The 22,615-nt window shown below is 59.1% G+C and carries 24 protein-coding genes and 2 pseudogenes; 16 read left to right on the forward strand and 10 right to left on the reverse strand.

The features are described 5' to 3' along the window. Positions 1-207: 207 nt before the first annotated feature. On the reverse strand, positions 208-1,998 hold the full coding sequence (locus tag AC5ZFO_RS44575; protein WP_496123851.1) for an adenylate/guanylate cyclase domain-containing protein: 1,791 nt from the start codon (positions 1,996-1,998) through the stop codon (positions 208-210). Positions 1,999-2,301: 303 nt separating this feature from the next. On the opposite strand from AC5ZFO_RS44575, the gene AC5ZFO_RS44580 reads away from it, so the two are divergent. The 7 genes and pseudogenes from AC5ZFO_RS44580 to AC5ZFO_RS44610 all read left to right on the forward strand — a co-directional run bounded on the left by AC5ZFO_RS44580 (position 2,302) and on the right by AC5ZFO_RS44610 (position 10,202). Beyond that, on the forward strand, positions 2,302-2,745 hold the full coding sequence (locus AC5ZFO_RS44580; protein ID WP_463703190.1) for a VOC family protein: 444 nt from the start codon (positions 2,302-2,304) through the stop codon (positions 2,743-2,745). Positions 2,746-2,973: 228 nt separating this feature from the next. Beyond that, positions 2,974-4,322 (forward strand): annotated as a pseudogene (locus AC5ZFO_RS44585) (transposase). A gap of 481 nt (positions 4,323-4,803) precedes the next feature. Beyond that, entirely contained in the window at positions 4,804-4,977 is a 174-nt protein-coding gene (locus AC5ZFO_RS44590; RefSeq protein ID WP_496123852.1) for a hypothetical protein, read from the forward strand. Positions 4,978-5,098: 121 nt separating this feature from the next. After that, positions 5,099-5,380 (forward strand): hypothetical protein, encoded by a 282-nt coding sequence (locus tag AC5ZFO_RS44595; RefSeq protein ID WP_496123853.1) that lies wholly within the window; start codon positions 5,099-5,101, stop codon positions 5,378-5,380. 562 nt (positions 5,381-5,942) lie between these two features. Then, on the forward strand, positions 5,943-7,283 hold the full coding sequence (locus tag AC5ZFO_RS44600) for an HlyD family secretion protein (protein WP_496123854.1): 1,341 nt from the start codon (positions 5,943-5,945) through the stop codon (positions 7,281-7,283). Positions 7,284-7,334: 51 nt separating this feature from the next. Then, the gene (locus AC5ZFO_RS44605; RefSeq protein ID WP_496123855.1) at positions 7,335-8,942 is read left to right on the forward strand and encodes a DHA2 family efflux MFS transporter permease subunit; all 1,608 of its coding nucleotides are present in this window, start codon (positions 7,335-7,337) and stop codon (positions 8,940-8,942) included. 990 nt (positions 8,943-9,932) lie between these two features. Further along, on the forward strand, positions 9,933-10,202 hold the full coding sequence (locus tag AC5ZFO_RS44610) for a hypothetical protein (RefSeq protein ID WP_496123856.1): 270 nt from the start codon (positions 9,933-9,935) through the stop codon (positions 10,200-10,202). 8 nt (positions 10,203-10,210) lie between these two features. On the opposite strand, the gene AC5ZFO_RS44615 is transcribed toward AC5ZFO_RS44610, so the two are convergent. The 5 genes from AC5ZFO_RS44615 to AC5ZFO_RS44635 all read right to left on the reverse strand — a co-directional run bounded on the left by AC5ZFO_RS44615 (position 10,211) and on the right by AC5ZFO_RS44635 (position 13,244). Then, complete coding sequence (locus tag AC5ZFO_RS44615) at positions 10,211-10,441, reverse strand: DUF6894 family protein (RefSeq protein WP_496123857.1); 231 nt, start codon at positions 10,439-10,441, stop codon at positions 10,211-10,213. Positions 10,442-10,489: 48 nt separating this feature from the next. Beyond that, entirely contained in the window at positions 10,490-10,678 is a 189-nt protein-coding gene (locus AC5ZFO_RS44620; protein WP_496123858.1) for a hypothetical protein, read from the reverse strand. 319 nt (positions 10,679-10,997) lie between these two features. Then, the gene (locus AC5ZFO_RS44625; protein ID WP_496123859.1) at positions 10,998-11,273 is read right to left on the reverse strand and encodes a hypothetical protein; all 276 of its coding nucleotides are present in this window, start codon (positions 11,271-11,273) and stop codon (positions 10,998-11,000) included. Between the two features lie 136 nt (positions 11,274-11,409). Beyond that, positions 11,410-11,973, reverse strand: a complete 564-nt coding sequence (locus AC5ZFO_RS44630; RefSeq protein ID WP_496123860.1) for a hemerythrin domain-containing protein — start codon at positions 11,971-11,973, stop codon at positions 11,410-11,412. 836 nt (positions 11,974-12,809) lie between these two features. Continuing rightward, complete coding sequence (locus tag AC5ZFO_RS44635; RefSeq protein ID WP_496123861.1) at positions 12,810-13,244, reverse strand: hypothetical protein; 435 nt, start codon at positions 13,242-13,244, stop codon at positions 12,810-12,812. Positions 13,245-13,891: 647 nt separating this feature from the next. Between AC5ZFO_RS44635 and AC5ZFO_RS44640 the strand changes: the two genes are divergently transcribed. The 5 genes from AC5ZFO_RS44640 to AC5ZFO_RS44660 all read left to right on the forward strand — a co-directional run bounded on the left by AC5ZFO_RS44640 (position 13,892) and on the right by AC5ZFO_RS44660 (position 18,406). Further along, a complete protein-coding gene (locus AC5ZFO_RS44640) occupies positions 13,892-14,443 on the forward strand; it encodes a GDSL-type esterase/lipase family protein (protein WP_496123862.1) in 552 nt (183 codons plus the stop codon). A gap of 202 nt (positions 14,444-14,645) precedes the next feature. After that, the gene (locus tag AC5ZFO_RS44645) at positions 14,646-14,825 is read left to right on the forward strand and encodes a hypothetical protein (RefSeq protein ID WP_496123863.1); all 180 of its coding nucleotides are present in this window, start codon (positions 14,646-14,648) and stop codon (positions 14,823-14,825) included. 1,595 nt (positions 14,826-16,420) lie between these two features. Further along, entirely contained in the window at positions 16,421-16,642 is a 222-nt protein-coding gene (locus AC5ZFO_RS44650; protein ID WP_496123864.1) for a hypothetical protein, read from the forward strand. 19 nt (positions 16,643-16,661) lie between these two features. Next, the gene (locus AC5ZFO_RS44655; protein WP_038959989.1) at positions 16,662-17,084 is read left to right on the forward strand and encodes a hypothetical protein; all 423 of its coding nucleotides are present in this window, start codon (positions 16,662-16,664) and stop codon (positions 17,082-17,084) included. Between the two features lie 935 nt (positions 17,085-18,019). Continuing rightward, a complete protein-coding gene (locus AC5ZFO_RS44660) occupies positions 18,020-18,406 on the forward strand; it encodes a hypothetical protein (protein ID WP_496123865.1) in 387 nt (128 codons plus the stop codon). Positions 18,407-18,475: 69 nt separating this feature from the next. Here the strand turns inward: AC5ZFO_RS44660 and AC5ZFO_RS44665 are convergent, their stop codons facing one another. Continuing rightward, positions 18,476-18,694: a hypothetical protein gene (locus AC5ZFO_RS44665; RefSeq protein WP_496123866.1), complete on the reverse strand. Its 219-nt coding sequence runs from the start codon at positions 18,692-18,694 to the stop codon at positions 18,476-18,478. A 653-nt stretch (positions 18,695-19,347) separates the two neighbouring features. On the opposite strand from AC5ZFO_RS44665, the gene AC5ZFO_RS44670 reads away from it, so the two are divergent. Then, positions 19,348-19,566 carry a helix-turn-helix domain-containing protein gene (locus AC5ZFO_RS44670; protein ID WP_496123867.1) on the forward strand — a complete coding sequence of 73 codons (219 nt, stop codon included), beginning with the start codon at positions 19,348-19,350 and terminating at the stop codon, positions 19,564-19,566. 39 nt (positions 19,567-19,605) lie between these two features. Here the strand turns inward: AC5ZFO_RS44670 and AC5ZFO_RS44675 are convergent, their stop codons facing one another. The 3 genes and pseudogenes from AC5ZFO_RS44675 to AC5ZFO_RS44685 all read right to left on the reverse strand — a co-directional run bounded on the left by AC5ZFO_RS44675 (position 19,606) and on the right by AC5ZFO_RS44685 (position 20,767). Beyond that, positions 19,606-19,737, reverse strand: coding sequence for a hypothetical protein (locus AC5ZFO_RS44675; protein ID WP_496123868.1), 132 nt, complete (start codon positions 19,735-19,737; stop codon positions 19,606-19,608). A gap of 87 nt (positions 19,738-19,824) precedes the next feature. Continuing rightward, positions 19,825-20,082, reverse strand: a pseudogene (locus tag AC5ZFO_RS44680) (ATP-dependent DNA ligase); the annotation flags it as partial. A gap of 343 nt (positions 20,083-20,425) precedes the next feature. Further along, complete coding sequence (locus AC5ZFO_RS44685; RefSeq protein ID WP_038936198.1) at positions 20,426-20,767, reverse strand: hypothetical protein; 342 nt, start codon at positions 20,765-20,767, stop codon at positions 20,426-20,428. Between the two features lie 124 nt (positions 20,768-20,891). On the opposite strand from AC5ZFO_RS44685, the gene AC5ZFO_RS44690 reads away from it, so the two are divergent. From AC5ZFO_RS44690 to AC5ZFO_RS44700, 3 genes are all read left to right on the forward strand, one after another. Further along, on the forward strand, positions 20,892-21,149 hold the full coding sequence (locus tag AC5ZFO_RS44690; RefSeq protein ID WP_496123869.1) for a hypothetical protein: 258 nt from the start codon (positions 20,892-20,894) through the stop codon (positions 21,147-21,149). Between the two features lie 370 nt (positions 21,150-21,519). Then, entirely contained in the window at positions 21,520-21,813 is a 294-nt protein-coding gene (locus AC5ZFO_RS44695; RefSeq protein WP_496123870.1) for a hypothetical protein, read from the forward strand. Then, positions 21,798-22,247, forward strand: coding sequence for a Crp/Fnr family transcriptional regulator (locus AC5ZFO_RS44700; protein WP_496123871.1), 450 nt, complete (start codon positions 21,798-21,800; stop codon positions 22,245-22,247). Before AC5ZFO_RS44695 ends, AC5ZFO_RS44700 begins: the two co-directional genes overlap by 16 nt. Positions 22,248-22,615: the final 368 nt, after the last annotated feature.

A 22,615-nucleotide genomic window follows, 5' to 3' on the forward strand; every position in this document is an offset into this window, starting at 1 on the left:
ATATACGTCTGCAGTTGTGACCGTCGATCCTGATCAAGCCGGCCGTTGCAATCGGGCGGGGGCCATATACGTCCACACATGGCCCATCGCGTCTGTTACTGCGGAGCAACGCCATGTCCGGAGTTGGGGGGCGGACCGGAAGTGACCGGCACATGGCCAAAGTGACGCGATTGAGACCAATGCAGACATGACCGTCTTGCTGGGGACTTACCCCTCCGGCACCCCGGCCAGGCGCATGCCCTCATAGATGCGCTCGCGCCCGGCGAGGTATGCCGGATGGTCGCTCACGGAGAAGGCGCGGAAGCGGCGGATGTTGAAGTTCGGATCGAGCGTAAGTCCTGCTTGTACGGCGGCTCGCGCTTGGTCCAGCGCGCCGAGACGCACCAAAGTAGCCGCAAGACAGAAATGCACGACGGCGTAGTTCCGGTTTGCGTCGAGACACCGGCGCAGCCAGACGACAGCTTCCGCATCAAGGTTGAGCTGCATCTTGGCGAAGCCGACCCAGGCCATCCATCGGGACGCCAAGGTATCGCGAGGAGAAAGGCGGAATGCTTCCTGAACGTGTGTTTCGGTCTCCTCGCCACGGCCGAGAAAATACTTCGCAAAGCCAATGAGCGCATGGGCGTTGGCAAAATTTCGATCCAGCGCCAACGTCTGCTCAAATTCACGAATGCCTTGATCCGCTCGTTTCGTAAACATTTGCACGCAGCCCAAGGTCAGATGGGCCAAAGCGTGGTTCGGCGCGAGGGAAAGTGCTTTGATCGAGGCCGACTCCGCTGCCGCAAACCGCGCGGTTCCGTCGTCCGTCATAGACAGTGCTCCAACTGTCGCATCGACACTCGCCAGACCGACTAATGCCTCGACGCTACGGGGATCGAGCTCCAGGGCACGCTCAAAAAAACCACGTGCTCGCGTCAAGTGTTCGGGGGCTACCCCCTTGTAAAGGTAAGCCTTGCCCTGGAACTCCAAGTCCATCGCATCGGGGCGTAGCGAGCGTTCCGCGCGTGTTGCCTCAGCCGCAACGAGTTGGGCTCTAAGCGTGTTAGCAATCCTCGATACGATTTCGTCCTGCATATCGAAGAGGTCGGCGACCGGCTTGTCGAACCGCTCTGCCCATAAGTGATTGCCACTTCGGGCGTCGATCAACTCTACGTTCACCCTCAACCGCTTGTCACCTCGCTGCACCGAGCCTTCGAGCACATAGCGGACGTTTAACTCCCGCCCGACCTGCTTCACATCGGCGGCCTTGCCCTTGAAAGTGAACGCGGTGTTGCGGGCGATGACGAACGAGCCACTGATGCGGGACAAGTCAGTGGTCAAGCTTTCGGTCACACCATCGACGAAGTAGTCTTGTTCGGGATCGCCGCCGAGGTTGGCGAACGGCAGCACAACGATGGAAAGATGAGGCGGTGAAAGCAGGCCCGGCACCGCGCGCGCGGTTTCTGTCGCCGAGCTAAGCCCGTCCCGGACGACAACGTAAGCCCGGACCGGGTGGGCGATATTCTTGAGGTTCTGCTCACCAAGATCAGCAAATTCAACAGTGACCTTGCCGCGGACATGATCGTAGACGGCGGACGAGATGCAGATGCCGCCCGGTTCTGTGATGCCCTCAAGACGAGCGGCAATATTGACGCCGTCCCCAAAGATGTCGTGAGGTTCGACAATTACGTCGCCAATATTGATGCCAACGCGGAAAGCAATACGCATGTCTTCCACGTCGACGATTGTCAGTTCACGAATGCGCTTCTGGAACTGCACGGCAGCCCGAACCGCTTCGACCGCGCTCGGAAACTCCGCCAAGAACCCGTCGCCGGTGTTCTTGACGATGCGGCCGCTGTGTTCCGCAATCGCGGGTTCGACTCCGCCCGCGAGGAGCGCTTTCAGTTTGGTGTGCGTAGCCTCTTCGTAGCTGTGCATGAGCCGCGAGTAGCCAGCCACGTCGGCGGCCAATATCGCCGCCAACCTGCGCTCGACCCGGACCGGTCGCTCCTGCACCATGGCTCTCAACCCAACCGACGAGATATTGTACGACGGATCGGGGGACCGGGCCACACTGCTAATGTCGCCTTATGAGCATTGACGCGGCGCAGCTACATGTCGGTTCACAGGGATAGACCGGAAGTTTTCGTCCGGGCGCCATACCGACGCGATTGACCCCAAGCGGACAGAAACGCTTGAGGAACGTGGGCCTCTTAAGATCCGGGAACAATCCCTCCCTCTCCGCCAATCAGTCGTGATTTGATATTTGGATTTCCGGGAGTATAACTCAGATTATCGGCTTGCCGGAATGGGAGTCGTCAGATGAGCGTACAAGTCGAACAGAAGAGCTATGAAATGCCCCCGCGAGAGGGGATCAGCATCGCGCAGTTTCTCACTGTCGCCGACATCGAGCGATCGGCTCGCTACTACGAAAAGGTCTTCGGCGCTCGCATTCTCAGCCTGGGTGACGGCAACGCGCCTGGGTACCTCCAGCTTGCGAATATCTGGATGATTCTGAACGTTGGCGGCGGGCCGACCCCGGATAAGCCGACGGTAACACTCAGCGTCCCCGACCCGAATCACATCAACAGTTTTTTGAATTTCCGCGTTGCGGATATTCAAGCATGCTATGAACTATGGAAGAGTCGGGGGGCCGAGTTCATCACGAAGCCGATTCCCAAGTACGGCGAGATTCGCTGCTACATCCGCGATCCTGACGGTTATCTCATCGAGGTCGGACAGAGCACAGACCTCAAATACGGTTAACGCTCAGCACGCAAAAGCACGGCCAAATTCGAGTTGGTGATCAACGTAAAGACCACCAAGGCGCTCAGCCTCAAAGTGCCGCCGTCGCTACTCGCGCAGGCCAAGGAGGTGATCGAAGGAGGGTCAGCCGCATGTCGGCTCGTGGCCGATTTTGTTGCAAAAGTCGGTTGAGACGAGCCGCGAACCGTGATTCCGTTGTGTTGACGCGAATCTCGGCGAGGTCGATCGATGATGGGCCGTGTGAAGAGTGACCAAGGTCAACTGTTCTACGAGTTTCATCTTAGCGACGCGGTCCCCGAAGATCATCTGGTGCGGAAGTTCGATGCTGCTCTCGATCTGTCCTGGCTTCGCAGTGAACTAGCCACCTCATTATTCGTCCATGGGTCGCCCGTCGATCGATCCGGAGCTGATGATCCGGATGCTGGTCGTGGGATATGTCTTTGCGATCCGCTCGGAGCGATTGATCTGTCGTGAAGCGCAGGTGAATCTTGCTTATCGCTGGTTCTGCAAGCTCGGGATCGAGGACGCCATCCCGGATCATTCGGCGTTCTCGCGCGCCCGCAACGAGCGCTTCCGCGAGGGAGATGTATTTCGCCACATGTTCGAGCGGGTTGTCGAGGCGTGCATTGCGGCCGGTCTGGTTGGCGGCGATGGCTTTGCGGTCGATGCGAGCCTGATCCAGGCGGATGCCAACAAGCAACGCTCGATCGCAGGTCAGGATTGGCGCAAGGACCGCGATCCGCAAAGGTCCAGCCGCGCGGTGAAGGAGTATCTGGCGACCCTCGACGATACAGCATGGGCCGCCACCAGCGACGTCGTGCCGAAGTTCGTCTCCCCATCCGATCCCGCGGCGCAGTGGACCGGAGCTCACAAGGGACCGGCATTCTTCGCGTACTCCGACAATTATCTCATCGACGTGAAGTTCGGCGTCATCGTTGATGTCGAGGCCTCTCGCTCCATTCGCCAGGCTGAGGTCGGGGCGGCGAAGACCATGATTGAGCGAACGGAAGACGGCTCATCGGAGATACCGCCTACGGGGCGGCACCGATGCTGAACTGGCTGGTCGAGGAGAAAGGCATCGCCCCACATATCCCCGTGCTCGACAAGTCGAAGCGGGATGATGGCACCTTCTCGCGCAGCGACTTTCGATATGACCCGACCAGCGACGTCTACCACTGCCCGGGGGAAAGCGGCTTGGGACGAGCGGTACCGTGCACGAGGGCAAGACCCTTCTGTATCGCGCAAGCAAGCTCGACTGCAATGCATGCCCGCTCAAACCGCAGTGCTGCCCAAAGGAACCATCACGCAAGATCCCACGCGATATCCATGAGCGTGCCCGAGACGTTGCCCGGTCGTTGGCTGGCACCGAGGGCTTCGAACGGTCGCGGCATGAGCACAAGAAAATCGAGATGAGGTTCGCACACTTGAAGCGTATCCTGAAGCTTGGTCGGCTCCGACTACGTGGTCCACGAGGCGCTCAGGACGAGTTTGCTCTGGCCGCCATTGCTCAGAACCTACGGCGGCTCGCATCGCTGGTTGCGCGACCGCCACCCGCTCAGGTTATGTGCACTGCGTAGCGTAAAGTTGCGTAGAGAGCGTCGGGTTCGCGGGACCAAACCCCGTTACCCCAAGTGAAATGGCCGAACCACATCACCGGTCACGGTGGACTTTTGCAACAAAATCGGCCCTTAGCTGAGCAACGCTGAGCCAATTCGGATGTCGGCTATCGGCTGCGAACCTGACTCGGGGCCGCCTTTGCCTCGACTGCCGCCTATGACCATTCCGGACGGGGAAGTCGCCCGGAACTCGACAGCGGGCTGATGGACCTCGCAATCCCGTGATGGCCGCCGATTGCAGCAGTATCGGCGGGTGACCGGCAGTGACTGGTGGGAATGTCGAGCGGCGCCTGGCCGCCGTACTGGCAGCTGATGTCACCGGTTATTCGCGGTTGATGGGCTCAGACGAGGTTGGCACGCTGCAGGCACTCAAGACCATTCGGCGGGAAATCGTCGACCCAGCCATCGCGAGCCATTAGGGCCGTATTGTCAAGACCACCGGTTGCTGGTTGAGTTTGCCTGCGCTGTTGACGCCATGGCCGTTCAAGGAAAAATGGCCGAGCACAATGAAAGCTTCATGCCGGCACTGGTCCTCCGGATTGGCATCAACATTGGTGACATCATAATTGATGGCAACGTTCTTTGGCGGCGGCGTCAACGTTGCCACGCGCGTTGAGAACGAATGCGAACCTGGTGGCGTATGCCTTTCAGCAAGTGCCTAGGAGCAGGTTCGCGGCAAGACCAACTTCACCTTCGACGACTTAGGCGAACGCCCACTTAAAAACATCGATCAAACCGTGCGACTTTATACGGTCAGGAAAGAAGCGGCGCCCTCTGCAAGCGTTATTCATCAGTCCAAACTGAATGAGCCTCTGGTACTGCCTGATCGAAGCTCGGTCGCGGTCCTGCCCTTCCAGCATATGGGCGCTGATCCTGAGCAGGAATACTTTGCAGACGGCAACGTCGAAGACATCATTACGGCGCTATCGAGATTAAGATCTCTCTTTCTGATCGCTCTACAACCGATTGACAGGGCAGATCGTGTCGACGATTGGCTTTATCAGCCGGAGTTGATGTAGGCATTGATACTGCTTTATTTTATTGCGGCCGGCGCTGGTCCGGTTTCCCTCGGTCACCTTCTTAAGCTCTGTATTGGCTAAGCCAGAACATGGACTTGCGGGGCCGGTTAAATGCTTTGCGAGCGTTGCCGGCCGCGTCTGATGTCGGCTAATGGGCCCGTATTCGGTCTCTGGTTCCGGCGTTACCCGTTTCTCCGATATGCCGTTAGCGTCCGCATTTGCCCCCGGTGTCATAAGTAAGAATTGAGAGACGGCCCGTTCCGATAGGTTGAATACGTGTTAAGCTGAGAGGGTACCGGCCGCCGGTCAAGCCCCGCCCCAAGCGACGGCGAGAAATCGAGTGTCGGCGATCAAATCGGCCCGATTGCATTGAGAGACGATCGTTAGGAGCGCTATCCCAATGCCTCCCGAGGTGTCGGAGCATAGAAGCGAGTCAGGTTCGGTCGACGCACCCGCGGTAGCTCAAGCAGGTGATGCGGTCGATCGCGACGGCAAATTACGGCCGACAGATTCTACACCGAAGGCCGTCCCACCAGCGCATCAAGAGTACACACCGCGACGAATGTTACTGCTCGGCGTGCTCGGCGCTCTGGTCATTGCGGCCGTGGTGTACGGCATTCCCTGGGTCCGGTTCGCACTCAGCACGGTTTCGACCGATGATGCCTTCGTCAATGGCCACGTGACGTTCGTCGCACCCCGCGTCCGCGGCCAGGTTGCCCGGGTTGTGGTGGATGACAACAACCGCGTGCACAAAGGAGATCTCCTTGTTGAACTGGACAAAGAGCCATTTCGGGACGCGGTCGCCGTAAAAAGGGCGGCTGTCGATACCGCACAGGCGGATCTCGAGGCGGCCAAGGCCGCGGTCCGCGGGGTCGAGGCGCAGGCCAGGAGCCGGCGCTGGCAATTGCAACAGGCAATAGAGAATGTCAAAAACCAGATCGCCCTGCTGCATGCCCGGGTTGCCGCGCTCAAGAAGGCGAAAGCCACACTGACGCTGGCGCTGCAGGAGTTCGACCGGACGTCGAAGCTGGTCGAATCTGATACGGCGAGCCGCGAGCTCTATGACCAGCGTCAGGCATCGTTGTCGATTGCGCAGGCAGGGGTTGTCCAGGCATTGGCGGATACGAACCAGATCCGTGTCTCCTTGGGCCTGCAGGAGGAGCCCGAAGACAGCGCGGATCTCGACCGGGTACCGCCCGATCTCGACCAGACATTTTCTTCGGTCCTGCAGGCGCAGGCAGCGCTGATACAGACGGCGGCTGAGCTTGGCGTTCTCCATTCCTACAATCAGCCGCCGAACCAGATGGTTGAAGAGTTCGAAAAGCTCGATTCCCAGGGCGACATCAACCGCACCTTTGATCGGTTGGCGGCGGAAGCGCCGGCGGTCAAGCAGGCCGACGCCAAACTCGAAACCGCCAAGCGCGACCTTGCCCTGGCTGAACTCGACCTTCGTTATTGTGACATCGTCGCGGAGATTGACGGCGTCGTCACACGCAGGAACGTCAACCCGGGCAATAACATTCAGGTCGGGCAGAGCTTAATGGCGATCCGCTCGCTCAGGGAGATATGGGTCGATGCAAATTTCAAGGAGACGCAACTGCGCGACTTGCGCATCGGTCAGGCTGCCGATCTCTACCTCGACATGTATGGTGACAAACAGGTATTCAGTGGCCGCATCACCGGCTTTACCATCGGGACCGGATCGACGTTGGCCTTGCTGCCGCCGCAGAATGCCACGGGCAACTTCATCAAGATCGTCCAGCGGCTGCCGGTCCGGATCGAGCTTGAGGATTACGATCCGGACAAGAAGCCGCTGTTCATTGGCGCATCGGTTGTCCCCTACGTCTATCTCAATAAGCCGCTGAGCGGCCCCAATGCCGGGAAGTTTCTTCAAGGACCTTGACCGGTAATCACCGGCCACCGCTTCGATTGCCAGCCAACGGGGTGTCGACAAATGACAGAGTTGGCACTTTCACCCTCCAGACCCCGGGCCGACGTGAACCCGTGGCTGGTCGCCGGCATCGTCATCATACCGACCTTCATGGAGGTGCTGGACACCACCATTGCCGTGGTCGCGCTGCGCTACATCGCCGGTGGCCTGTCGGCCACCGTCGACGACGGTGAGTGGGTCATCACCAGCTATCTCGCCGCCAATGCCATCATCCTGCCGATCACCGGCTGGCTGTCGGCGCGCCTTGGCCGCCGCAACTACTTCCTGCTGTCGATCGCCGTCTTTACCCTTGCCTCCGGCGCATGCGGAATGGCCACCAGCCTCGGTCAGTTGATCGTATTTCGCGTCATACAGGGGCTGGCAGGCGGTGGGCTTCAGCCTTCCAGCCAGGGCGTCCTGCTGGACGCCTTTCCGGTAGAGAAGCAGGGCATTGCGATGACGCTTTTCGGCTTGGCGGCCCTTTTAGCGCCGGTCGTCGGTCCGACGCTGGGCGGCTGGATCACGGACAGCTATTCTTGGCGATGGGTGTTCTACATCAACGTCCCCGTGGGCCTCATCGCGTTTGGCGCGTGTTACGCGCTGCTACGCGATCCGGATTATCTCGTAAGGGAGCGCGCGGACTTGAGAAGGCAGCCGCTGCGTTTTGACGGGTTAGGCCTGTCACTCCTGGTCATCGTCATGGTCTCCTGGGAGGTGCTGCTCAGCAAGGGACAGGAGTGGGACTGGCTGGGCGATCCATTCTTGCGGGTGCAGACGCTCGCGATTCTTTGCGTGGTGGGTCTGACGGCGCTGATATTTTGGGAGTTGCGCCACCCTAACCCTGTGGTCAATTTCCGACCTCTGCGAGAGCGAAATTTCGCTGCCTGCTGCTTCATCATCTTTTGCGCTTTCGCGGTCCTTTACGCCGCCAGCACATCGTTGCCGGCGCTGCTTCAATCCCTGTTCGGCTATGACGCTCTCAGCGCGGGGCTCGTCATGTCGCCGGCCGGGTTTGCTGCGCTTTTGGCCATGCCGTTCGTCGGTGGGGCCCTCGGCCGCGGCGCCGATGCCCGATGGTTGCTCGCCGCCGGCCTGCTAATCATGGCGGCCGGAAACTATTGGATGTCGCAGATGAACCTCGACATCAGCCCCGGCCAGGTGGTCTGGCCTCGGGTGATGCTCGTGTTCGGACTTTCAATGTGCTTCGCGCCTGCGAATGTTGCGGCCTATCTCTATATCCCGCCATCGCTGCGGGGAGCGGCCGTCGGCTTGCTAAGTCTGCTGCGCAACGAGGGAGGCAGCGTAGGGACATCGATGGCACAGACAATTCAGGAGCGCCGCGATCAATTCCACACCCTGCGGCTCGGGGAGTCCCTGGATTCCTTCAACGCAAGCGTAGCTTCCTTCCTCGATCAAGCTTACGGCATTTTCCTGCAGCAGAACGGCGATCCGTCTGCAGCACAGCAACTGGCTTTTCAGGCACTCGAAAATTTGCGGCAGCAGCAGGCATCGTCACTTGCCTATTTCGATGTCTTTTGGTCGTTGGCCGCGGTGACGCTGGCGCCGCTGCTCGCCGTGCTGCTGATGAAGCGTTCGGTGGCTGAGAAAGGCGCTCATATCGGTGCCGAATAAGGTGTGCATGCCGGATCCAGTGCGCCGACGATATGACGGAACGAACGATGTCGTCTGTTAGCCCCGCTGCGAGACGCCAAGCCGGTCCGACGCCCGGCGAGATAGCAAAGTCGTTCAACGCGTTTGAGATGTTGCGAACGGCATCGCTACCGTTCTGCGTGAACCAGCGACACGCCATATAGATCTCAGACGGCCTCGTTACGGTCGCGTTTCTTCAATATCGAAAAGCGAGACTCGACTGACGCCTGGCTCCGGCCGAGTGCGGCTGCAATGTCTTTGAATGACGCCCCGTTCGCCTTCATCTGTAAAAGCCGCTCTTCGTCCTCTCCCGACCAAACTGTCGAAGTTTTAGAAGCCCCAGTACGCACCATTCCCACCACCACTTTTTTGGACTATCCAAAGTGGATGCCTGTTGAGGCAAATTATGGCAGCCAGTCGTCCTCATACAACCGCTTGTAAGTTGGGCAGTTGCACAATCACACGTGGCGATCTTGGTCGACGCGCGCGGTGCGTTTTGCCTAGGGGGCGTCCCAGGCAAAGCGAAGTTTCGATCTGACTGCTGCGAGCACTCGGCTTGACCTAGAGATCGCGCCAGCATGGCGAGAGCCACCAAAATACAGCGGCTAGCCCCCTGACCGACTTCCCTCTATTTTTCGAGCATGCCCCTCACCCGCCGCCGCTGCGACAATTCGTACCAGGAGACTCTTGGCAAATCTATTTCGACGACGTTCGCGTGGGCACCATCGGAGAACGCGCAGGCGTGCCCATCCATACCGACCAGTGGAGCTGGTCGTGCGGGTTTTATCCCGGCCTCCATCCCGGCCGGCACCAAAGCGGTAAGCGCGCACGGGGCGAGAAGCTCGACAGCGAGATCAGAAACACGCTGATGCGCTGCGTCTGCGGGACCACATTCGACAGCTGGAAACCGGCTGAGAGCTCCCAGCACCGCGCAGCTATCACCGCCGCGCAGGCGGCCGACGGGATACGCCGATGAAGCATGCCGAAGAACGACCCTTTGCGGACCCGGAAGCGGCCGCTCGCAAGCTCGTCGAGCTCGCAGCGAGCGTCGAGGCCGTGCAGGACGGTCGCATCTACATCGAGCGGATCAACGCCCCGTTTATGTTCAATCTGAAGGGCAGTGGCAGCGAGTTCGGTGCCGGGCTCAAATACGCGATCGAGCGCGGCTGGTTATCGAAGCATGAAAGCGGCACCTACGTGAAGCTGATGCCGCCCGGGGAAGATCTGCTGACTCGCAAATAGAAACGTCCTTACTGCTTCGTCCTACTTCTGCCGAAAATGAATGCGGCTTGAAACACCCGCTCAACTTCTGTCCTCACTTCCACGGAAACGTCCTGCCGTATGGTGGCAAAGTCCTTTGCCAAGTTCGCAAGCGACCTAGCAGCTTCGACCTCGGCCTCTTGCTGAGTGTCGAATTCCAGACCTTCCTCGTCCGGGTACAAACCAGTGTCGTCCCGGATGTCGAAGTAGTACCGGGTCATAAGCCGCCCTCAGTCGAGGGAGAGCATAGAAGAAATGTTCGCGTGTTGCTATTCTGGCGGCTGCAGTCCGGGTGATCTCAACCATTCGCTCAAGTGCGAGCCGGTCTCGGCCTGTCTGGCCTTGCGGAGGAGAGCTTCTCGCTCGATGCCGGCAGGGAGCTTCTTGGCTAGCTCTCTTAAGCGTGCAAGACGTTCTTCGAGGGACACAGGTTGTTTAAAACGACGGCGTCGCTGCATGACACACCTCGATCTTACGGGTCCTAACCGTTGGGTTTGAGTTGTTGCAGCCTAACGCGCGAGCAGTTCCGTGGTCTGTGCCCTAGTGAACACAAGTTCCACGCGCTAACGCGGGAACCTCGGATCACAATTGAATGTTACTTATCGCGGGCAGCAGTCTCCATGAAGGCCGGCCATCGTGAAGTTTGTCTTGCTGCGATCCTGCCGAAAGCCAACCAGCGTGAACGAGCATCAGGGTGTACCGAAGTGCTGTCAGCTAGCCAACACTAAGATTCTTTGCCTCGGTTTTCCCTTTCCGGTGTCCTGACGGCGCGGCCCGTCAGTTATGGGAAGCAACCAGCTGCGCACACCGAGGACACACGCCGTCGGCCGCATCCGTGAGTTGGCGCACAATCTCCTCCATGAGATCTTCACGCTCCCAGCACGTGCCATCACTCTTGGTGATGCTTCTGGCGCGGTAATAAGCATGTGTTTCCGCGTCGTCGTCTCCGACGCGGATCATCACCTCTGGATGGAAAGGACAGACAGCTATAGCACGCGCTGTCAGCAATGCGTACCGCATGGTCGATTCGAGATTGTCGGTGTGGAGCGGCATCATAGCCTCCTGCTTCGGGCCGCAAGCGTATGTGAGCGCGCAAGCAAAGGCACAGCTCAATTCTGACTCTGCCTTACGCTTGACCTCAGCGTCCTCAGCGTCGCGCGGCACAATGCACGGCGCGACGCCATAGCGATTACTTACGCTCCGCGTCAGCCTCCTGCTCAAGCCGCAAAATATGTGCGCGCAGCGCGTCAAACCGCTCCTCGGCAACGTCGCTGAACAGCGGGTCATTGTGACTCGTTGCGGCCGAAGCGATCTCAGTCCAATCTTGAGGCTTGAGAACCTTGAGTGCCACGGGAAAGAAATCGCGATCTTCCATCATCATGTGACGGCGCTCGTGCGCGATAAAATCCCGAACGATGAGATCCACATCTTCGCGCAGAATCTCACGATCCGCGAGAACGCCGTCGACCGCACGAGCGACGCGGTGTAAAAGTTGGGCCCCTTTCAGGTGTTCGCGAGCTAAATCGCCAACCTTCGCAGCAGCAGCTGGATCTCGCGCCTTCAGGTTGGCAAATACCAAGTCTTCCTGGGGATGATGATAAACTTCCGGGTAGACTTCGAAGTAACTGATAACCGCGTGAATGACCTCGTAGTCAGCACGGTCCCCGCGGTCGAATACCTCGAGTTCCCGCTCGAGGATGGCCAGCAGCTTCTCAATGTTGAGATGCTCTTGGGATAAGCGCTCTATGATCATGGCAGAGCTCCATAAACCAGTCTCCAGTATAGTCTTTCGTCCGGTGTCAGCATTTGCTACAGATCAATCCGAGACAACTTAAATCGGCCGCCGGCTTTCCCGACGGCAGTCTCAGCCGTACCCAAAGCTCGATCACGACATTGGACGGGAGCGCTTCTTTCGCTTTGTGGCTGCTTAGCTGAAAGTAGGGCCCGCCAACTCAGCCAGCCCCGGCGGCCTTCCCTCTTCGCGTGCCGTGCGCGCGGTTAGTCCTCGTGACCGCACAAAGAGACTGTCGGTTTCGTTGAGAGGGCGATGCGTGCGGACGGCAATCGCGCTGCCATTCGCTAAAACGGAGATGCCGGCATGTCCCATCTCAATGAGCAGCATTAAAGAAACTATATGATCTCCGGCTCATCCGAAAGTCAGCACAACTGACCGGGTATCGCGACTCCTGAGACGACCAACCAACGCGTCGCAAGGTCCGCTAATGGGATGGACTGGCTGCTTCCTCCGCGGGGATAGTCTGGAAAGACTACCCCGCAGCATCCGAAGAAACATCCCATGGACACCACCAGACAGCCGCTGGCCCGATCGGCATCGACATCGGGAAGGAAGTCTTCCACGTCGTCGGCTTTGGCACGGACGGCAAGATCGCGCGAGCGTTCCAGTCGGCACCGGCACGCCCTTGTGCGGTCGGTGACCGCATAAGGCTGTCATGGGTTGCAGCCAACGTGCGCCGATCGACTTCAACCTCGGACCGGAAGCGGAAGCAATCGGCACCGGCCCGGTCCAGTGGTGCAGAGGACCACTTCCGTTTAGCCAGTGTTCCCTCTTGAAGCCATTGACCCCCGCGCTTACTCGCAGTCCTGGTCGGCCGCCGTTACCTTTTTCTGGGACGGCGCGGGCTCGGCCGCACCGGCCGTCGCCTTCTTTGATTGTTCCGTGGGCGCGGGGCGGGTCTGCTCGACGGTGCCTGCCGTTCGATCCGGTGACTGGGCAGAGGGTGCGGGGTGGGTCGCCTTTGATTGTTCGGCAGCGGTCGGCTGGCTCTGCATCTGGCGCTGAGCATCTTCCGACGACGTTGCTGTATGCTCTGAGGCTTTATTCATCGAAGATGTCGGCGGATGCTCCTTCGAGTCTGTCGCGGTGGAACCGATTGTTTGTCCGGCATAGCCCGGCACGTTCCCAGAGCCCGCGTCGCGGCTCGCCGTGTTGCAGGGACCGGCATACGCGGAGTTGGCGCTGAGGGCGAGCACGGCACCCAACATCATAAGTCTGTCAGCAATCATAGCCCTTCTCCCTTGAGTTAGACTCTGGCGATTGAACAAAAGTAAGGGGTCCACTGTTCCAGACGTGCACCCAAAGAGCGGCACCGGGATTCGCGTTTGGGCGCATTCATTGGTGCGGAGACGAGCATGACATTCATATGGCTGGGTGTGCTCCTTGTTTTCGGAGGCGTGCTCCAGATGGCATATCAGCCGATCTGGCGAGGCCGACTAAGTGGCAGAAGACGACTGCGCCCTGAGCGCCCCGGTGACACCCTGGAACCTGAACGACCGGCGAGCGGCTTCGGGATCAAATCGAATTGGCCCGGACTTGCGCTGGTTGCACTTGGCATCGCTTTGTTGCTGGCTGGGGCTGCAATCTGAGCGGTCACCCCCTGAGGGTGTTGTGCGGTACGCTCTTGGTGCTCGAGCTGTGTCACGGCAAAACGTAAGGCGCGATTCTGCGTGACAACTGCTCGCGTTGCGCGAGCATTCACTCAGCTTCTGGCCCGAGCTGCCCCTTCGGTAAGTGGCGTTGTCTGATATAGTTCATGGTTTTTTGGGCGTCCTCCGTCGGGATATAAAGCTAGAGAGCACGGCGGAAGCATCAAGCTGCTGACGTCATTCAGAGTCGAACCGCGGGCGCGTGCTCACTACGATTAGGAGGCGCGATGAAATCACAATTGAAAAGCCTCGCCGGAGTGATTCTTCGCTTTGTTATGATTGTCGCCACGGCAATTTGCTTAGTGCTGTCGTGGCCAACGAACCAGAACGCTCGCGCCGATGGAAGGGTGATCAAACTCGTCGTGCTCGGAGATGGATTCACTTCCGGTGGCTGGCTCCCAGAGGGCCGCAGGTTTCCCGATAGACTTGAATTTGCTTTGAAGGCCAAAGGTCAAGCGGTCACGGTCATCAATGCCGGCGTGGGTTGGGACTCGGCGGCAAAGGGCTTTGCCAGATTGGAACGATCGGTCCCCCACGATACCGATGCGGTGATCTTACAGCTAGGTGCGGTTGATATGATCAGGGGCACGGATGCAGATGTTACTCGCACCGCGCTCGCGGCAATTCTGCAAGAGCTGGGATCCCGGCACATTCCCGTGCTTCTTTGCGGAGCGCGGACCCAGAGGAGGACTTTTGCAGCAATGTTCTCCGATCTCGCCAGCGAGCACACGGTGCTCTTTTACCCGGCGTCGATGCGTTTGTGGACGATGCACAGCTGAAGCTGAGGGACGGCTTTCATCCATCGGCGGCGGGACTCGAAGCGGTTGTTACGCACATATTGCGGCAAGTGGAGGCGCTGATCGACCAAGCGCGTCACAAAGCGCCCGATCCCGTCCGATAGTCGATGGTGACTGCAGATCGCGCGGGGTTGCGCCCCTCGCATCGCATGCTAAAAGGCCAACGAAATTTATGGAGAATGTGTTGGCCAAGAAGAAGAAGACCGTTCGCCACCTATGGACGAAGGATGATGTGAAGACGCTGAAGTCACTCGCGAAGCAAAAGGCCGGTGTTGAGAGGATCGCAAAGAAATTGAAGCGAACCCCAGGCGCTACGATGGTGAAGGCGTCGTTGTTGGGTGTTTCGCTGGATACGCGGGGTTAGTCCAGCAGATCGTTGGGCTCTTCCGCCGCCGCCCGATCCGGCACCCCAAGCCCCCTCGCCGCTACCGGCTCCGCCTGCGGAGCCATCACTATAGGTTGCATAAGTTTTGTCGCGCTAACAATCTTCAACGTCATGGCGACGACGTGGGTGATCCGATCGCTTTCGGGGCAGAACTAACCGCGTGGGGACGATATGTTTTCTGACGGTAAGTCTCGGATGGTATCGCTGGCTTGGGTTTCATTTCTAGCGATAGCCGCCTACGTGATTGCTACCCTTCCCTGGTGAGAGAACGCCACCAAGGGACGGAGGTGCCCGACAGAATTCATCCCCCGGCGCCTCGGGCCGGTTTTTTCTCAGAATTGAAGAGCTTTGGCGAGGGAGGTGCCTGCTCGCGCGGAGTATTGCTCCCCTGGCTGGGAGGAGAGGCGTCAGCTTCTTCCGCCTTCCTTCCGGTAACAAGTACCCCTACGAAGCCGGCAACCACCAGGGACGCCCCTGCGATCATCAGCCAGTGCGGCAACTGAAACGCTACCAGGGATAGCATGTTCGCCAAGTTCTTTACTGCAAAGCCAGCCGATTCACGGTGGCCTATCGCCATAGCCTCAGGAACAAAAAGCGACGGGATTGTTGCTGTGCTCTGGCTGTTAGCCCCCTGCGACACCGGAGCAGTCCCCAACGTCCCCAGCCGCCCCCGTAGCTGGGGCCGGCTTTTGCCTGGTGAACAAAGACGCCGCCGTCCTGGCCGGAGGGTCACCCTGGCGTAGCGCGGAGGCCCAGTCATTGTCACAGCTGGCCGACTGGTTTTGGTGACGCGGCAGGAACGGTTGCAGCCGGATGATCATTGGCTCTTATGCTGACATCCGATCGGCATGTGAGGCGACCCCCGGTGGGCGATTGCCTCCAAGGGCAGCGCGCACCATGGACCGCATGTTTCTCGCCGTCATCGTCTCGGCACTGCTGCTGCTTACCGGCGCCTTAGGCTTGGCGCTCCGCGGATATGGTGGATCTGATATCAGCGCCAAGCACTCACTAATCGCGCCCTCCCTCCCGCTGTCTCCGCTTCATGATCCTGCGACGGTGGGACGGGCTGCTCGTCCCGAATTTCGTCCAGGACGAACGGGAGAGCCTCGGCCAGCCCGACCTGGGTCATTGGATTGATAAGCGCCGGTAGCAGCCGGCGACGAATGGCTCGTCTAGGAACGTTGGGCTTATTCCCCCATTAGCGAAAGGGAGGACATCATGGTCCGTGACCTTTTGCTCCTGCTCGCCGTTTCGATCGTATCGAGCGTATTTATCTGGAGCGTCTTCGGTAATTCGCAAACACGGTGCCGGCATCCGCGAGGTGAAGCGCCGCTCTCCTGGAATGCCGCTCCGGATTTGCAGCCGACGCCTGAGTTCAGTCCGTATATGAGGACAGAGCGCTAGTCAGCGACCGCCTCAGATCGCGGAGGATCAGGTTTTCGTCGATTTCGGCCGTTAGACCGGCGGCTGATCGCTGGGAAGGCACACCGAAATTTAGGAACACTATTCGGCGGCGCGAGGTTCTTGCTCACAGAGGCTAGCTCATCAAAGGCTAGGAAGCGGAGTTTCCTTCCATGGCTACCCAGATTGTAATGGACCGCACAGGCGACAGCAGACATTTTTTTGAGCAAGACGACCGCAAGCAGCTGGCCGAGGCTGAGGAGCGCTTCAAGAAGCTAACCGGCCGAGGATTTACCGCTGCTACTCGGACAGCGGCTGGCGATCTAAACGTCGTACGGACATTTGATCCGACGGTGGAGGAAACGCTTTTCTATCCGCGCCTCGTCGGCAGATAGACGCGTCGCCGCGCCCAAAATGTTCTTGTTCAGACGAAATAGTGCCGGCAGTGCGCGTTTGCGCGCTCTCCGTGCGCTCTATCGGAGCTTCATCGAGGAAAATGGGCCTGAAGCGCGTGCGCGTCGTCTCCTCCGCGAATGGTTGTCTCCGGATCAACGTGCGCAGTTTGACGCCAATGATTACTTCGAAGTCACCGGCTCTGACACCGGCCGACGATACCGAATTCATCAGGGCACCATGAGCAATATTTGGGAGCTAGATGAAGAAATGGAAGCCAAGACGGGGTGGTGTTTCGTTCCTGAACGGCCCCTGGCAGCTTGCGACGTGATGCTTGCCCAGAAGATCGCGCTTGAAACCGACGAAGCCGCAGTGATCGCGCTTGCAAACCGGGTTTCTCCGAGACTGCCCTCGCGGCCCCGAATGGTGCGGCGCGCCTATTAGTCCTGCCCAGGGGCGGGCCCGCCGCTTAGGGCGGCGGCCCCGTGGCTCAATCGGACGTGGTCCGTGCTCTGATCTTGACCTTAGCAGCGCTCGCTCGAATTCCGATCGGAGATACTGCTCATGGGCGAGGTCTGTTGAAACACGCCCCCGGCGAGTCGGTGGCGCAAGACCCTGCGGGCTGAGAACGGGCAGAGAAATGGCTCTGCTACAGGCGGAGATCGACACCCAGCGCCAAATTATCAAGCTGCTCCGCAACGAAGATTTCCGGCGGCATTGACTCAATCATCGGGACGGAGGATGCGTCGCGCCCTTTGCTAAGCGGCCGCGCGCCGCGGCTTTACTTCCCGCCGGATCCGCCAGCTCCACCGGCCCCACCGCCCGCTTGGCTGCCCATATTGTTGGTGTTGGACCCGCCAGCCGTTGGCTGCCGTCCCATGCTGTCTCCAGCTTGGTTCTTCATACTCGAAGCGCCGGTCGTTGTCTTCTTCTTGCCGGCGGACGAGGGGCCGACTTCACCTTGCCCGGAGGCGCCCGGCGCGGGCTGGTTGGATTGCGCATATGCGCCCGTTGTTGCGAGCGCGAAAATGCAGGCGGAGGCCATAGCAATTTTCTTCATGAACGTCGTCTCCCTTTGGTTTCCAAGTCTTCCGACAACGACATAAAGGATGGCGGCGTTCCTATTGACATCGCGACGCGGCCGATTGTGACGAGTGCATGGGTGACCGAGAAAAAACCTTAGCGCGCCCTTGCCTGAAGCGCGCTGAGGCGAGTCCTTGGTCGAGCCGCCCCTTGTGTGGGGCTCGGGGAAACCCTGCACCCGGCCGGACGTTCCTAAAGATGGGCAAGTGAGCGACCGTAGAACGAAGGGAGCGTCCCATATACGGAGCGCTGACTGAAGGGAATTGAGCTAATATAGCGATTCTGGAGGACGCCCCATGGACACCGAAAAGCACCCCCCTCAAGGTCAGGCCAAAAACTCTTCTGAGCAGAAGCCGATCATCGACCAGATGACCGACCTTGCTGCCAACGCGGCCGGAGTGCTGGCCGAGACCGCCGTGAAAACGGTGGCGGACAAAGCAAAAAAGGCGGCGGCTAGACGCATCCCCAAGTCAGTCAAGAAGGTGGCGACAACAGTCGCCAACGCTGCCGCGAAGAAGAAAGCAGTCAACAAAGCCATCAAAAAGAAATCTACCAAGAAGTCCGCAAAGAAGTCGGCCAAGAACGCTGCGCCCAGGAAATCAAAGAAGGTCGCTAAAAAGAAGGTCGCGAAGAAGACCTCGAAAACATCAGCAAAAAAGAAGACCGCGAAATCGAGGCGCTGATCACCAGCGGCATCCGCAACCAAGCGCTGGTCGTCAGAGCGTGCGCCCGCGCACCGACGACAGATTGTTTCAGACGGGTGTCTGAGACATTTCCTCGGCTTCTTGTTTTGCCAACACTCTAAGCATTTCGATGCCGATCTCGCCTTCCTGCGGCGACCTGATGAAGTCGAGCTTGCCCACGGACTGTTCGACGGTTGCGATGACTGCAAGCGCATGGTTGGCCGTCGGCACTTCGGTGGTTAAAACCGCGACATTGCTTCGCTTCCGAAATCCGATGGTGTAAGTCATCTCTGCTTCCGAAGTTTCGGGACGGTCATGACGTCCGCCTGCTGAAAGGGCGGCCCCAGCCTACGGTGCCTGCTGCTAGCTGGAGCCGCACTTCGAGCAAACGTTGTGATACTGGCCCGAAGCGCGATGCCAATCCTGGTCGAGAGCCAGCGTTCCTACTGAAGATGTGTTGGAGGCAGGCTACCCGGGAATTTAATGTGGCGACGTATCATTTGTTAGCGCGCGAGCGCGCCGAAAGCGGAGGATGGCGTCGGTGCGCTGGACAAGCCGCGCGCTCGCGACCCCACCGTCCCGGCCTCCTTTGTCCCAAAAGCCCCCGGAGACGCGTGGGGCCGTCGCGCGCTTCGTTAGCGATAGAGCAGTGCAAGGATGATCAATGCCGGTGTAGTCATGCCCACCAAGATAATTAGCACGATGAACATTCGCTCGTTCACGGCGGCCCTCGCCGGATGAGAATAGACCTGGCCGGGACGCCTTGGGTATACAAGTGAACAGATGGACAGAGGGTGGTGGGACATGCTCGCTTCGGTGCGCTGGGCAAGCGGCGCGCTCGCGGCCCCAACGTCCGCCCCGCCTCCCGGCCTCCCGGACGCTTTGGGGCTGTCGCGCGCTGAAGGCGCTGCAAAATGCGCGTGGTTATCAGGGATAGTCCGATGCGCGACCTGCTTAGTCCGCGTGAGAAGCGATTATTGAGGCGCTTGGCTGCCGGGAAGACGGACGCGCAGATTGCGGAGCGGCTCGGCGGCACCGCCAAGCAAGTGTCCGAGCAGAGAGCCCGGTTGCTTGCGCGATTGCAGATCAATTCGCCCGACGAGATCGCCGATGCGGCAGAGCGGTGGGCGAGCTGGCCGGGCTATCGAGGCATCACGTAGAATCTCGCCCGCGAAAGCACGCGCAATTTAGGCAGAGGACTATCGGTCGCGGAGGTCGTCAATCTCCTGGTGCCGAAGCGCCTTTCGCTTTTTCTTCTGCTCGATGAACCACAACCACAAAAAACCAATGGCGGTGAGCACCATCGCGTAAAAAAGGATCTCTTCAATCATCACCGGAGGGCCCCGACTTACCGTCACCGACCGACAATGCTTTTTCGTTTTCACGCTCGCGTGCCGTTGATCCAAATCAAGTGTGGATTAAACGATAGCTGAGGTTAGAACACCGCGAACCCAAAAAGCGCCACGCACCCAGCATAGCCAGTACGATCGGCACGTCGGAGAACCCAGGAGCACCGCCTCGCCATCGATCACGAACGGGGTCTGCCTGAGCTTGCGCGCGACCTCGACAATCCACGGGAACCGCTTCGTATAGTCCGCCCCACCCTTCGTGATCAGACGCACCCGGTCGCCCTCGCGGATGACCGGCAAGCGATAGCCGTCGTATTTGACCTCATGGAGCCAGTCGGAACCCGGTCCCGTTTAGTCGGCAATGAAAGCTGAAACATCGGCCGAAAGATAAGCTGAAATTATCCCGGCTCAAGACCGGCCAAGTTTACCTGATGCCCTGCCCTAACAGGGCACCCCTGCATGTACCCCAGCTCGTGAGCACCCCCCTGTCCGCGGGCTGGGACTTTTACACAAACGTCTGCGGCCTTGCCGCCGTCATCTGTCCTTCCGTAGGAGGACGCGGGGGCCGAACGCCCCCCGATCAGGCGGCGACGTCATCCGCGCCGCGAAGTTGTATCGTCCGAGCGGCAAATCCTGAGCATTGAGCATCCGGATGGCTCTGGACGCTGCATCATTTGTCCGTAAAGAATGTGAGGAGCACTTTGCCTTTTTCGCCGATCAGGCAAAGAAAAGTCCGACGGGTGTCGTTCTTACCTTTTTCAAGATAGGCATCCCCGATCACGATGGTGCGAATGATCGTGTCCTCGACTTTTGTATTGGCCTTTGCAATCGTCATTCCATCAACGTCAAACGAGATATCTTTTATCGCGGGACTGCGTTCTTTCAGCGCGATGAGTCCAGTTGTGCGGCAGGCCTCAAGTTCCGGAGGGAGGTTTTGGGCAACGACAACACCGAGAGGACACGCGGCCACAATACTGAAGAACGCGAAGCAGCACAGTGATCGGATGCTCATGATGCCTCCCCTTCAAACCACGAACTGTAGACCCATCGGCGCAGGTTGGTGCGTTCACTTTGGTACACAATTGAACATTTGGTGGTCCTCTCCCCCCGGAAAACATCTCACGCGAACGCGTTCGGTGATCCACCGCGCCGATGAGGGCTCCGGTGGGCGGGAGCAAAAATCCCGGCCCCGTTCGGGACCATCCAGCCACTTCTTCCGCCTCAGCCAAGGCGTCATAGGAACGCGCCAACTTAAAGAAGCTGTCTTTGGTTTGTTTTTCCGCGATGGCTTCGGCCGTATGGCGGAATTCCTCGGCGCGCTCTCTGAGGCGCTTGGCATGAGTGCAATGATCCACGCTTTGGTCGTCGCTAACTTCACCCATTGGCGAGGATAGAAATCAGGGATCGCGGATCGTCGGGGCGCCAGATCAAATTGAGGAAACAAACTCGGGTGCTTGAGCAGAACTCGCGCGCCCGGTCGATCACCCAATGGGCAGCATGAGCTGGATGGCGGTCTCGCCCACGTGGCGCTGAAGAAATTCCTCAAGGCAGCCCGGAACCTCGCCACTCCACGCGCAGCGAAATCGAGCAGCTTTCCGCCCCTTAACTATACGTAGCACCAGGAACATATCCCTTAACCTATGATTGTCCTTGATCACCGGTCGAGGCCCGTTGCCGGTGGCTGAGAGTTTTGTGCTCCCGCCTTAGGTCGGATCGCAGATTCCATTCCGGCTCAAACTTCCTCATGTGCGAAAGAGGTGTGCGATGCCCGGTACCGTCACGGCTGCGCTCGTTCTAAAGCTCAAAAAAACCAATCGGCTCACTCAGGGCGATATCCTGGCGATTGAGCAATTGCCTATCCAGAGCAAGCGCGTCGTCGCGCACCATCCTATCGTGCGCGACGGGGATAGGCCTTCGCAATCCTGCCTGATCGTCGATGGGTTTGCCTTCCGGTCGAAGCTTACGCCGGACGGAAAGAGGCAAGTCTCTCGCTTCACATTCCCGGAGAAATCCCAGACCTACAAAGTCTGCACCTGCACGTCATGGACCATGATCTAACAGCCCATACTGAATGCACTCTCGGTTTCAGCCAGCACGATGCATTGAGCGAGTTGATCCAACAACGTCCGAATATATCGGCGGCGCTCTGGCGCGAGACCTTGATTGACTCCGCTATTTTCAGGGACTGGATAGTCAACGTCGCATGCCGGCCCGCCCTTCCACGGATGGCACACCTGCTTGCAGAGATGCATGAGCGGCTTGAATTGATCGGCCGCACCGAAAACGGCTCATTCGAACTGCCGATTACTCAGGTCGAATTGGCGGACTGCCTTGGACTATCCGCCGTCCACGTCAACCGCGTCCTTCAGCACCTTCGGCGCGAAGGCCTGATAGCGACTGAGCGAAAGTACTTCCATTTGCTTGAGAAAGCCAAGTTGGAGGAGTTGGGGCAATTCGATCCCGTCTATCTCCATCAAAGTCCGTCGCTCTGATGAAATTCCGCCGCTCAACGATTCCGCATCTGGTCCATATATCACTCCGGGCGGCGTGCGCATCTATCGCGACGATTCCGTTGCGGGAGGTCTGCGGACCGATCACGACGATCCTCCTGCCTACGATGATCCATCCAAGTTTGGCGGCGTCTGATTGACGGACGCGCGTCTGCTACGGGTCGTAAGCGGCAGTCGAGGCAAAGGTGGCCCCGAGTCAGGTTCGCAGCCGATAGCCAACATCCGAATTGGCTCAGCGTTGTTCAGCCAAGGGTCAACAGGGGAAGCAGCGCGGCTTGACCGTTCACTGAACAAGCACGTCCTGATGGCGTCAGCGAAAAGCCGTCGCCGGGTTAAGCGCCGCGACGGCT

Source organism: Bradyrhizobium sp. Unk1 (assembly GCF_059512345.1).